Source organism: Achromobacter sp., assembly GCF_036567245.1.
Taxonomy (GTDB): domain Bacteria; phylum Pseudomonadota; class Gammaproteobacteria; order Burkholderiales; family Burkholderiaceae_B; genus Achromobacter.
Genome location: NZ_DATCUY010000313.1, coordinates 1 through 11,954, shown reverse-complemented (window position 1 = coordinate 11,954; position 11,954 = coordinate 1). Strand labels below are relative to the sequence as shown.

At 65.4% G+C, this 11,954-nt stretch carries 14 protein-coding genes; 9 read left to right on the top strand and 5 right to left on the bottom strand.

From position 1 onward, the window contains the following. Positions 1-895: heme biosynthesis protein HemY (locus tag VIR09_RS13795; RefSeq protein ID WP_414639422.1), on the top strand; the 895-nt coding region annotated here is incomplete at its 5' end. A 32-nt stretch (positions 896-927) separates the two neighbouring features. After that, positions 928-1,458, top strand: a complete 531-nt coding sequence (gene ppa, locus VIR09_RS13790; protein WP_013392552.1) for an inorganic diphosphatase — start codon at positions 928-930, stop codon at positions 1,456-1,458. A gap of 12 nt (positions 1,459-1,470) precedes the next feature. On the opposite strand, the gene VIR09_RS13785 is transcribed toward ppa, so the two are convergent. From VIR09_RS13785 to VIR09_RS13770, 4 genes are all read right to left on the bottom strand, one after another. Next, entirely contained in the window at positions 1,471-2,301 is an 831-nt protein-coding gene (locus VIR09_RS13785) for an IclR family transcriptional regulator (protein WP_332013369.1), read from the bottom strand. Positions 2,302-2,316: 15 nt separating this feature from the next. Then, a complete protein-coding gene (locus tag VIR09_RS13780) occupies positions 2,317-3,078 on the bottom strand; it encodes an SDR family NAD(P)-dependent oxidoreductase (protein WP_332013368.1) in 762 nt (253 codons plus the stop codon). Then, positions 3,078-4,289, bottom strand: a complete 1,212-nt coding sequence (locus VIR09_RS13775; RefSeq protein WP_332013367.1) for an ABC transporter substrate-binding protein — start codon at positions 4,287-4,289, stop codon at positions 3,078-3,080. The genes VIR09_RS13780 and VIR09_RS13775 overlap by 1 nt, the downstream gene beginning before the upstream one ends. Positions 4,290-4,365: 76 nt before the next feature. Next, on the bottom strand, positions 4,366-4,764 hold the full coding sequence (locus tag VIR09_RS13770; protein WP_173143134.1) for a cupin domain-containing protein: 399 nt from the start codon (positions 4,762-4,764) through the stop codon (positions 4,366-4,368). A 174-nt stretch (positions 4,765-4,938) separates the two neighbouring features. Here VIR09_RS13770 and VIR09_RS13765 point away from each other — a divergent pair, with 174 nt between their 5' ends. The 7 genes from VIR09_RS13765 to VIR09_RS13735 all read left to right on the top strand — a co-directional run bounded on the left by VIR09_RS13765 (position 4,939) and on the right by VIR09_RS13735 (position 10,413). After that, positions 4,939-5,718: an SDR family NAD(P)-dependent oxidoreductase gene (locus VIR09_RS13765; RefSeq protein WP_332013366.1), complete on the top strand. Its 780-nt coding sequence runs from the start codon at positions 4,939-4,941 to the stop codon at positions 5,716-5,718. 10 nt (positions 5,719-5,728) lie between these two features. Beyond that, complete coding sequence (locus VIR09_RS13760; protein WP_332013365.1) at positions 5,729-6,490, top strand: ABC transporter ATP-binding protein; 762 nt, start codon at positions 5,729-5,731, stop codon at positions 6,488-6,490. 1 nt (position 6,491) lies between these two features. Beyond that, positions 6,492-7,184, top strand: coding sequence for an ABC transporter ATP-binding protein (locus VIR09_RS13755; protein ID WP_332013364.1), 693 nt, complete (start codon positions 6,492-6,494; stop codon positions 7,182-7,184). A 13-nt stretch (positions 7,185-7,197) separates the two neighbouring features. Further along, positions 7,198-9,075: an ABC transporter permease gene (locus tag VIR09_RS13750; RefSeq protein WP_332013363.1), complete on the top strand. Its 1,878-nt coding sequence runs from the start codon at positions 7,198-7,200 to the stop codon at positions 9,073-9,075. Continuing rightward, positions 9,075-9,377, top strand: a complete 303-nt coding sequence (locus tag VIR09_RS13745) for a Dabb family protein (RefSeq protein WP_332013362.1) — start codon at positions 9,075-9,077, stop codon at positions 9,375-9,377. Before VIR09_RS13750 ends, VIR09_RS13745 begins: the two co-directional genes overlap by 1 nt. A gap of 166 nt (positions 9,378-9,543) precedes the next feature. Then, complete coding sequence (locus tag VIR09_RS13740) at positions 9,544-10,239, top strand: fumarylacetoacetate hydrolase family protein (protein WP_042792659.1); 696 nt, start codon at positions 9,544-9,546, stop codon at positions 10,237-10,239. 42 nt (positions 10,240-10,281) lie between these two features. Next, on the top strand, positions 10,282-10,413 hold the full coding sequence (locus VIR09_RS13735) for an entericidin A/B family lipoprotein (protein WP_013392563.1): 132 nt from the start codon (positions 10,282-10,284) through the stop codon (positions 10,411-10,413). A gap of 66 nt (positions 10,414-10,479) precedes the next feature. On the opposite strand, the gene VIR09_RS13730 is transcribed toward VIR09_RS13735, so the two are convergent. Continuing rightward, on the bottom strand, positions 10,480-11,954 hold a 1,475-nt coding region (locus VIR09_RS13730), incomplete at its 5' end, for a PhoH family protein (protein ID WP_332013361.1).

The window sequence follows — 11,954 nt, the reverse complement described above, 5'->3', positions numbered from 1 at the left end:
GCGCGCGGCAGCGGCTGGCGGTAGCGAGGCCTGGCGCGCCATCTGGAAGGACTTGAAGGCCGAGGAGCGGCTGCTGCCGGAAATCGCGCTGGCGGGCGCGGCCGCGTTCGAGGCTGCCGGCGAAGCCAACGAGGCCGCGCGCGTGCTGGAAGCCGCGGTTGCCGTGAAATTCAATCCGGCGCTGGTGGCGGCCTACGCCCGTTGCGAAGCCGAGCAGGTTTCGCGCCGGCTGGCCCGCGCCGAGACCTGGTTGCAACAGCGTCCCACTGATCCTGACCTGCTTACCGCGCTGGGCATGCTGTGCCTGAACGGCCAGCTCTGGGGCCAGGCCGAACGCTATCTGCTGCGCAGCCTCAGCCGCCGCAGCGACGCGCGCACGCACGCGCTGCTGGGCAGCCTGTATGACCGCCTGGAACGTCCGGCCGACGCGGTGCGCCACTGGCGCCTGGCAACGGCCGCCAGCATGGCGCTGCCGGTGCTGGCGGCAGACGCCGCCTTGCCTGCCGCGGACACTGGTTCCGATCCTTATCGCGTGGATGCCGAAGGCGGTTACGCGGTAGGCCTGTCCGATACCGACGGCGACGCCGAGCTTGGCGGCGATTACCCCGCGCTGCCGCCGGCCGTGGCGGCCTCGGCCTCCGACTACGTGCTGGATCCGGATGCCCGCGTGAACAAAGAGCAGCGCGAACGGGCGCTGGCTCCCGAGGACGCCCCGCTGGCTGGCGGCACCTCCGACATCGACGAATACTTCGATAGCGCCCCCATTCCGGCGGCGGCTTTCGATGACCCCGTGCCCACGTACGCACCGGCCACGCCCGCAGGGTCCAAGCCCGCGCCGGCCGCCGCGCCCGTGCCGACGACCAAGCCGCCGTTCAAGGACGACGGCTCGATTTGAACAATCCTTCAGACACACAACAAGGTTGAATCATGAGTCTTGATCGCGTCTCCCCTGGCAAGAAGCTGCCGGAAGACTTCAACGTCATCATCGAAATCCCCATGAACGCCGACCCGGTGAAGTACGAGGTCGACAAGGACACGGGCGCGATTTTCGTTGACCGCTTCATGCTGACGGCCATGCACTATCCGTGCAATTACGGCTACATCCCGCAAACCCTGTCCGAAGACGGCGACCCCGCCGACGTGCTGGTGCTGACCCCGTTCCCGATCCAGATCGGCGCGGTCGTGCGCTGCCGCGCCATCGGCGTGCTGGAAATGGACGACGAATCGGGCGGCGACGCCAAGCTGCTGGCCGTGCCGATCGAAAAGCTGTACCCCCCGTACCGCAACATCAAGTCCTACGAAGATCTGCCGGCGGAAGACATCTCCCGCATCCAGCACTTCTTCGAGCACTACAAGGACCTGGAAAAGGGCAAGTGGGTCAAGGTCAAGGGCTGGAAGGGCCTGGACGCCGCGCACGAGGAAATCGTCCGCAGCGCCGAGCGCTACAACAAGGCCTGATCTTTCAGGGCTCTATACCTGGCCGGCGTTGCGCTTGGCAGGTGTTTTAATGCGGCGCGGCCGCGATGGCATGATGCCGATCGCCGCCGCGCCGTTGCTTTGCGGGGCCTGCAGATTGCGCGACACCTGCGCGGCCGCGACCTGGATACGGGCCTGCAGTATCTCCAGCCGCTCGGTCGAGGTGCGCGCTTCCGCCGCGATGAATACCAGGCTGCCCACCACTTTCTGCTCCGGGCTGAAGATGGCCGAGCCTATGCCTATCAGCCCGCGATCGACCTCGCCGTGCGACACGTACACGCCGGCGGCGCGCAGGCGCTTGAGATTGGCGCGAAACTCATCCCAGTCTTCGCCCAGCCCGGCTTCGCGGATTTCGGCCGCATGCCACAGCATCAGATTACGCAGCTGGTACGGCGGCAGGTTGGCCAGGATGGGCTTGGCCGTGGCGCCATGGAACATGGTGTAGGGGCGGCCGCGCGCATAGCTGGATTCGATGGAATCGTCGGTCCAGTAGCGGTCCACGCACATGACCTTGTCGCCGTAGTAATTGCACAGCATCAGATTGGCATGCAGCTCGTCGCCGGTGGTGCGCATGACCTCCCGCGCCGCGCGCATCAGCGGGTCGTGCTGGCGCAGATGGCGGTCCAGCTCGATGATGCGCGATCCCAGCACGTAGGCGCCGCCCGAAGTGGGCGCGAGCAGCCCGCTTTCGGTCAGCGACTTCAGGTAGCGGTAGGCCGTGGCGCGCGAGCAATCCAGATGCGCCATGACGTCTTCCTGGAACGCGGCGGTGGTGTCGTCGCGAAAGAGGTCGAGGATGGACAACATGCGGTCTGGAGTGCTCATTGCGGGAGGGCGCGCCTAGTGAATGTGGAAGCCGCCATTGACGTCGACCACGATGCCGGTTGAGTAGGAGGACAGGTCCGAGGCCAGGAAAAGTATGGCCTGGGCGACTTCGGCGGGCGAGCCGAAGCGCTGTAGCGGAATGCCCTGTTTGAGTTCTTGTTCCCAATTTTCGCCGAATTTCCCCAGCGTCATGTCCGTCTCGATAATGCCGGGGGCGACGCAGTTGGCACGCACGCCACGCGGGCCGAGTTCCCGGGCCAATGCCTTGGTGAAGCTGATGACGCCGCCCTTGGATGCGGCGTAGTGCGAACCGCCCAGGAGGCCGCCGCCGCGCAGGGCGGCGGTGGAACCCAGGTTGACGATGGCCGGGCGCCGCGGGCTTTGCAGCAATTCGGGCAGCGCTGCGTGCGTGACGTTATAGGTGCCGGTCAGGTTTACTTCGACCATGCGGCGGAACTCGTCCTCGGGCAGGTCCCAGATGCGCGTGGCGGCGACGATGCCGGCATTGTTGACCAATACGTCGATGCCGCCGAGCGCATCCCTGGCGCGGGTGACCGCCGCCTCGCAGGAGGCGGTGCGTGACACGTCGCAGTGCAGGTCGATGCGGCCAGCGGCCAGCGCTGCCTCGGCGCCGTCCGGATAGGCCTGGTCCAGCACGGCGACGGTCGCACCCTGCGCGATGAAAAGGTCGACGATGGCGGCGCCTATGCCGCGGGGGTTGGCACCCCCCGTGACAATGGCGCGCTTGCCTGCCAGCAGTCCAAGCGCGCCGTCCATCACGATTTCACCAGCGGGCAGGCGCCGTCCTTGAGCGGGCGGAAGGCCTGTTCGGCCGGAATCTTGCGTACCAGGTTGTAGTAGTCCCAGTCGCGCTTGGACTCCGACGGCTTCTTGACCTGGAACAGATAGAGGTCGCGCATGATGCGGCCGTCCTCGCGGATGCGGCCGTTTTCGGTCATGAAGTCGTTGATGGGCGTCTCATGCATCTTCTTGAGTACCGGCTCGGAAGCGTCGGTGCCGGCAGCCTTGATGGCGTTCAGGTAGTGCATGGTGGCGCTGTAGTTGCTGGCCTGGACCATGGACGGCATGCGGCCCGTGCGTTTGAAGTAGCGCTCGGACCATTGCCGCGACTTGTCGTCCAGGTCCCAGTAGAAGGGTTCCACCAAGTTCAAGCCCTGCGCGTATTCCAGTCCCACGCTGCGCACGTCGACGATGCTCATGAAGAGGGCGGCCACGCGCTGTTTGCTGCCCATGATGCCGAACTCGAACGCCTGCTTGATGCTGTTGATGGTGTCGCCGCTGCCGTTGGCCAGGCCGATCACCTGCGCCTTGGAGGCTTGCGCCTGCAGCAGGAACGAGGAGAAGTCCGCGCTGGCGATGGGATGGCGCACGCTGCCCACGACCTGGCCGCCCTTGGCCTTGACCACCACCATGGCGTCGCGCTCCAGCGAATGGCCGAAGGCGTAGTCGGAGGTGATGAAGTACCAGCTCTTGCCGCCGTCTTCCATGACGCCGTTGGCCACGCCGGTGGCGTAGGCATAGGTGTCGTAGGTCCAGTGCATGCCGTTGGGCGAGCAGGCCTTGCCCGTCAGGTCGGCCGAGCCGGCGCTGGTGAAGATCACCACGCGCTTCATCTGGCGGGTCAGGTCCTGCACCGCCAGCGCGATTGCGGAGTTGGGCACGTCCAGGATCAGGTCCACCTTGTCGTTCTCGTACCAGCGGCGCGCGGTCGCCACGCCGATGTCGACCTTGTTCTGGTGGTCGGCCGAGATCACTTCGATGGGCTTGCCCAGCACGCTCCCGCCGAAATCCTCGACGGCCATCTTCACGGCTTCCACGCCGAACTTGCCGGACAGGTCGGCCATCATGCCGGACTGGTCGCCCAGCACGCCTATCTTCACGACGTCATCCGACACTTGCGCCTGGGCGGATACGGACAGGGCGCCCAGCACGCAGGCGGCCAGGCTGTTCTTCAAACGGGTCTTCATGGGTATGTCTCCTCGGGGGCTTCGTTCTTGCGCGCCGCCCTGTGCCGGACGGTCGCGCCGGGTCTTCTCGTGGGGCCTATTCCAGCGTCTGGCCGGCGTAGGCGTCGATGAACATATTGGGTTTCAGGAAAAAGCTGAGCACCAGGGCACCGTTGGGCGCGCGCGCCACGTGCTGGTTGCCGCGCGGGCGCCACACGTAGTCGCCGGCGCAGACTTCGCCTTCGGCGTCGACGATCGAGCCTTCCAGCACGAAGGTCTGCTCGACCTCCACATGCTCGTGCAAGGGCAGTTCGGTGCCGGGCTGCCAGCGGAACAGGGCGGTCAGGAGGCCGGTCTCCTTGTCCTGCATCAGCACCTTCATGTCTATGCCTGCCACTTGCGTGGGCTTCCATGGCAGATCAGCAACCTTGAGGAAGCGTGAAGCCAGGGGCGGCAAGGCGTTGGCTGCGGGGCAGCCGGGAGTTTCCAGGGCCATGATGTCTCCTACCAGAACTCTTTATGAGAGATAAAGAAAAAATCTTGTTATTGAGTGTTTAAAAATAGTCGCGTATATTGAGATTTATGTCAATCGTGTTTTCGCCTGACGAGAGCATGCAGCGACACAGGCCGGGCCAAGAAATCCGGCACATATAAGACCAAGGAGACAAGCTTGAAACACGACTATCTGGACCGCACGTTCGGTCTGGCGGGGCGCGTCGCGCTGGTGACTGGCGCGGCCAAGGGGCTGGGTTATGCCATCGCGCGGGCATTGGGCCAGGCGGGCGCCCAGGTGGTAATCAACGATCTATCCAGCGAGGCCTGCGCCGCTGCCTGCGAGCGCCTGGGTGCCGAAGGCATCAAGGCCCATGGCGCGCCTTTCGACGTCGCCGATGAAAAGGCGGTGGCCGATGCCGTCGCGCAGCTGGAGATCGCCGGACTGGCGATCGACGTGCTGGTCAGCAGTGCGGGCAACCAGAACCGCAAGCCAGTGGTGGAAATGAGTTCCGCCGAATGGCAGGCCTTGCAGAACGTGCACGTCAACGGCGCCTTCCATTGCGCACGGGCGGTGCTGCCCGGCATGGGCAAGCGCGGCTTCGGCCGCATTGTGCTGATGTCGTCCGTGGCGGGGCAGGCCACCATGCCCAACATCGCCGCCTACGCCACCGCCAAGGGCGCGATCGCGGCCTTCGCCCGCGCGCTGGCGGTCGAATACGGCGCCAGCGGCATCACCTGCAATGCGCTGGCGCCCGGCTTCGTGCGCACCGATTTCACGCAGGGGCTGCAGGACAATCCGCAGTTCCAATCCTTCCTGGCCTCGGCAGTGCCGGCTGGCCGCTGGGCCGCGCCGGAAGACATCGCGCCGGCGGTGGTCTACCTGGCCTCGCCGGGCGCTGCATTCGTCAACGGGCACGTCCTGGCGATCGACGGCGGCCTGCTGGCCCGCATGTAGGAGCGCGCCCATGAACACCCCAGCGGTCCTGTCCGCGCAGGGATTGATCAAGCGGTTCGGCGGTTTCAATGCCGTCGATGGCGTTTCCCTGTCGCTGCGCGAAGGCTCCATCCATGCCTTGATCGGCCCCAACGGCGCAGGCAAAACTACCTGTTTCAACCTGCTGACCAAATTCCTCACGCCCGACGCGGGCGTCATCCACTACCGCGGGCGCGACATCACGGCGCTGGCGCCCGAGCAGATCGCGCGGCTCGGTATTGTCCGTTCGTTCCAGATATCCGCCGTGTTCCTGGGCCTGACGGCGCTGCAGAACATGCGCGTGGCGCTGATGCGCCAGCACGGCGACGGCTGGCGCTTCTGGCGCAATCGCAGCAGCATCGACCGCCTGAACGGCCGCGCCATGGAACTGCTGGACGCGGTCGGCCTGAGTGGTCTGGCGGACACCACGGCGGCGCTGCTGCCTTACGGCCGCAAGCGCGCGCTGGAGATCGCCATGACCCTGGCGCTGGAACCGGAAATCATGCTGCTGGACGAACCCATGGCGGGCCTGGGCCAGGAGGACGTGACCCGCATCGCCGCGCTGATCCGGCGCGCATCCGCTAACCGCAGCATCCTGATGGTCGAGCACAACCTGTCGGTGGTGGCGGACCTGTCCGACACCATCACGGTGTTGGCGCGCGGCGCGGTGCTGGCCCAGGGCGACTACGCCACCGTGTCGACCGACGAGCGCGTCATCACGGCATACATGGGCTCGGACGAGGAGGCGCACTGAGATGCTGGAGATCAAGGACCTCAACGCCTGGTACGGCGAATCCCACGTGCTGCATGGCGTGGACATGGAAGTGCGGCGCGGCGAACTCGTCACCATCCTGGGCCGCAACGGCGCGGGCAAGACCACCACGCTGCGCGCCATCATGGGCATCATGGACAAGCGCCGCGGCTCCATCCGCCTGAACGGCCACGAGACCGTGGGCATGGCGCCGCACCGCATTCCACGGCTGGGCGTGGTGTATTGCCCGGAAGAACGGGCCGTGTTCCGCAGCCTGGACGTGACCGAGAACCTGCTGCTGCCGCCGCGCCTGGCCGACGGCGGCATGTCGCTGGACGAGATCTACACGCTGTTTCCCAACCTGCGCGAGCGCAGCGCCAGCTCCGGCGGCAACCTGTCCGGCGGTGAACAGCAGATGCTGGCGATCGCGCGCATCCTGCGCACGGGCGCCCAGCTGATCCTGCTGGACGAGCCCACCGAAGGCCTGGCGCCCGTCATTGTGCAGCAGATCGGGCAGGCCATCCGCACCTTGAAAGAGCGCGGCTTCACCATCGTGCTGGTCGAGCAGAACTTCCGTTTCGCGACCAAGGTGGCCGACCGCCACTACGTCATGGAGCACGGCTGCGTGGTCGACCAGCTGTCGGCGGAAGAAGCGCGCAACGATCCCGAGCGGATCAAGCGCCGCCTGGGTGTCTGAGGGGAGAATCCACGTGTTCGAAATTTTCGGCGTGCCGTCCACGGCACTATTCGGCCAGTTGCTGCTCGGCCTGATCAACGGCTCGTTCTACGCGCTGCTTTCGATCGGGCTGGCGGTGATCTTCGGCCTGTTGAACATCATCAACTTCGCCCATGGCGCGCAGTACACCGCGGGCGCGTTCCTGGCCTGGATGCTGCTGAACTACCTGGGCGTGAACTACTGGGCCGCGCTGGTGCTGGTGCCGCTGATCATGGCCGTGTTCGCCGTCGTGGTCGAGCGCCTGCTGATCTCGCGCACCTACCGCATGGACCATCTGTACGGCCTGCTGCTGACCTTCGGCATCGCGCTGCTGATCGAGGGCGGCTTACGGCAGGCCTACGGCGTATCGGGGCTGCCCTACACGATCCCCAAGGCGCTGACCGGCGGCGTCAACCTGGGCTTCATGTTCCTGCCCTGGTACCGCGGCTGGGCGGTGGCGGTGTCGCTGGTGCTGTGCCTGGCGGTCTGGGTGCTGATCGAGAAGACCCGCGTGGGCGCCATGCTGCGCGCGGCCACCGAGAACCCCACGGTGGTGCGCTCCTTCGGCATCAACGTGCCGCTGCTCATCACGCTGACCTACGCGCTGGGCGTGGCGCTGGCGTCGGTGGCGGGCGTGATCGCCGCGCCCATCTACCAGGTCAGCCCGATGATGGGCTCCAACCTGGTGGTGGTCGTGTTCGCGGTGGTGGTGATCGGCGGCATGGGCTCCATCATGGGCGCCATCGTCAGCGGCTTCGGGCTGGGCATCATCGAAGGCCTGACCAAGGTGTTCTATCCCGAGGCCGCCAACCTGGCGATCTTCATCATCATGGTGCTGGTGCTGCTGTGCAAGCCCGCCGGCCTGTTCGGCAAGCCCCTGCAGGTGCAGAACGTGCTGGCCGCCGAGGCGACGCGCGAGCCAGTGCAGTTGAGCCGCCGCGCCATGCGCGTGGCGATGGCAGCGCTGGCCTTGGCCGCCGTGGCCGCTCCCTGGTTCATCTATCCGACCTTCCTGATGAAGGTGCTGTGCTTCGCGCTGTTCGCCGCGGCCTTCAATCTGCTGGTGGGCTATGTGGGCCTGTTGTCGTTCGGCCATGCCGCGTTCTTTGGCGCGGCCGCCTATGCCACCGGCATCGTGATGAAGCTGCTGAGCGCCACGCCCGAACTCGGCCTGCTGGCCGGGGTGCTGACGGGCGGCCTGCTGGGCCTGGCGTTCGGCGCCATCGCCATCCGGCGCCAGGGTATTTACTTTGCCATGATCACGCTGGCGCTGTCGCAGCTGGTCTACTTCATCGCGGTCCAGGCGGGTTTCACCGGCGGCGAGGACGGCCTGCAGAGCGTGCCGCGCGGCAAGCTGTTCGGCATCTTCGACCTGGAAGGCGTGATGCCTATGTATTACTTCACGCTGGCGGTGTTCGCGCTGGGCTATGCCTTCGTGCTGCGCGTGCTGAATTCGCCCTTCGGCGAAGTGATCCGTTCGGTGCGCGACAACGAACAGCGCGCCCGCTCGCTGGGCTACTCCACCTCGCGCTACAAGCTGATGGCGTTCACGCTGTCGGCTTCGGTGGCCGGGCTGGCTGGCGGCCTGAAGGTGCTGGTGTTCGGCGTCGCATCGCTGACGGACGTGCACTGGCATGCCAACGGTGAAGTGGTGCTGATGGCGCTGCTGGGCGGCATCGGCACGGTGTTCGGCCCGCTGGCGGGCGCCTTCACCTTCGTGTCGCTGCAGAACTACCTGGCGCCGCTGGGCTCATGGGTGCTCATCGTCCAGGGTGCGATCTTCGTACTTTGCGTCCTCTTGTTCCGCGACGGCATCATGGGGCTGGTCTCGCGGGCCTGGCTGGCGCTTACCCGCAGAAAAAGGGAATCCTGATGTTCTTGCATGTCGTAATGCTGCAACTGTCCAGCGCCGCTGATGCCCGTTTCCATGACCGCGTCCAAGGCTATTGCCAGCGCATTCTGGCCGAATGCGACGGGGTGGCGGGATACGCCTTCCGGCCCAATCAGGCCAACCGTTCGGACGGCCTGACCCACGCCGTGGTGGCGGCGTTCGCGGACAGTCCCGCGCATGACCGCTACCAAGTCTCCCCGGCGCACCAGGAAATGAAGGCCTACATGGCCGGCTTCATCGAGCGCCTGGTGGTGTACGACGGGGAAATTCCTACTTTCACCTGAACGTGCCGGACCGCGCCTTGCCTCCCGGAAAGGGATAAACTCGCGGATGACTTTTCACTGTCCGGCCCGACTCCAGAGGGGCTGCCCGCGGTAGCGGGCGCCTCGCGGGCCTGGCTGTATTCTTCTGCCGGATTCCGGCCACGTATTCTTCATAGGTCGAGTGAACATGGACTACGTATTGCCCCCCCAGCCGCCCGTCGCGGTTCCCGTTGCCGGTAGCGCCGCGCTGTTCCCGGTGCGCCGCGTCTATTGCGTCGGCCGCAACTACGCCGAACACGCCAAGGAAATGGGCTTCACCGGCCGAGAAGATCCGTTCTTCTTCTGCAAGCCTGCCGACGCCGTGCTGAGCGTGGCCGACGGCGAAACCGGCAAGATGCCGTATCCGCCAAAGACGTCCAACCTGCACTACGAGATGGAACTGGTCGTGGTGCTGGGCAAGGGCGGCCGCGATATTCCGGTGGAACAGGCCAATGATTGCGTGTGGGGCTATGCGCTGGGCCTGGACATGACCCGCCGCGACCTGCAAGGCGAAATGAAAAAGCAGGGCCGTCCCTGGGAAATCGGCAAGGCCTTCGACCTGTCCGCGCCGCTGGGCCCGATCCATCCGCGCAGCGTCGTCGGCACCCTGGAAAAGGGCGCCATCTGGCTGGATGTGAACGGCCAGCGCAAGCAGTCCAGCGACATCTCGCAGATGCTGTGGAACATTCCTGAGAGCATTTCCTATCTGTCCGGCCTGTTCGAACTGCAACCCGGCGACATCATCTTCACCGGCACGCCCGAAGGCGTGGGCGCCGTGCTGCAAGGCGACGTGATCACCGGCGGCGTTGAAGGCCTGGGTGAACTCCGCGTCCAGATCGTTTAAAGTACGCCCCGGACCCGTTTTCACCACTTCAGGAGCGCCAGCATGCGCAGCAAGATCGTGCTGACCGCCTTCGTCGTGTTCGGCTTTGTCCTCGCCGGTTGCAATACCGTCGCGGGCATGGGCAAGGACATGTCCAAGGCTGGCAGTGCCATTACCAATGCCGCCGACAAGTAATTTGTCGCCATCGGCGAAAAAAAGCCCCTTGATCGCTCAAGGGGCTTTTTCTTTGGTGGCAAGGGTTTACAGCACGTCCCCGGCGTAGTCGGCCAGGCGCGAACGCTCGCCGCGCTGCAATGTGACATGCCCCGAGTGCGGCCAGCCCTTGAAGCGGTCGACCACGAAGGTCAGGCCGGAACTGCCTTCGGTCAGGTAGGGCGTATCGATCTGGGCGATGTTGCCCAGGCAGATCACCTTGGTGCCGGGGCCCGCGCGCGTGACCAGCGTCTTCATCTGCTTGGGCGTCAGGTTCTGCGCCTCGTCGATGATCAGGTACTTGTTCAGAAAAGTGCGGCCGCGCATGAAGTTCAGGGACTTGACCTTGATGCGCGAACGGATCAGGTCCATGGTGGCGGCGCGTCCCCAGTCCCCGTTGCCTTCGCCTTCACCCATGTTCAGGACGTCCAGGTTGTCTTCCAGGGCGCCCATCCAGGGCAGCATCTTCTCTTCTTCCGTACCCGGCAGGAAACCGATGTCTTCGCCGACCGGCACCGTGACGCGGGTCATGATGATTTCGGTGTACCGCTTGGTCTCCAGCACCTGGGTGATGCCCGCGGCCAGCGCCAGCAGCGTCTTGCCCGTGCCCGCCTGGCCCAGCAGCGACACGAAGTCGCATTCCGGATTCATCAGCAGGTTCATGGCGAAGTTCTGCTCGCGGTTGCGCGCGGTGATGCCCCAGACATTGTTCTTGCCGTGGGTGTAGTCGCGCAGCGTCGCCAGCACCGCCATCTTGCCGCTGACCTCGCGCACTTGCGCGTACAGGGGCATCTGGCCTTCGAAGTAGACGAACTGGTTGACCACGAACTGCGAACACAGCGGGCCGTGGATGCGGTAGAACGTGGTGCCGCCCTGTTGCCAGGATTCCACGTCCTTGCCGTGCTTGTTCCAGAAGTCCTCGGGCAGCTGCATCACGCCCGAGTACATCAGGTCCGGGTCCTCCATGACGTGATCGTTGAAGTAGTCTTCAGCGGCCATGCCCAGCGCGCGCGCCTTCAGGCGCATGTTGATGTCCTTGGACACCAGCACGACTTCGCGCTGCGGGTACTTTTCCTGCAGGGCCCGCACCACGCCCAGGATCTGGTTATCGGCCTTGCCCATGGGCAGGTCGGACGGCAGGGTGCTGTGGATGGCGGTCGTCTGGAACATCAGGCGGCCGGTGGCATCCTTGTTGCCCAGCTTGGTCAGCTCCAGCCCTTCGTCGAGCTGGCTCGCGTCCTGCACCAGCGCGTCCAGCGAACGGCTGACCTGGCGCGCGTTGCGTGCCACTTCGGACATGCCTTTCTTCTGATGGTCCAGCTCTTCGAGCGTCATCATCGGCAGGAAGATGTCGTGCTCTTCGAAGCGGAACAGGGAACTGGGGTCATGCAGCAGCACGTTGGTGTCCAGAACGAAGAGCTTGCGCGGTTCGTTCTGGGCGCGGGCTTTCGTGCGCTTGGCGGGCGTGGGCTTGGCGCGGCGCGTTTCGGTGCGCGCCGCGGGTGCGGCTGGCGCCGGTGGCG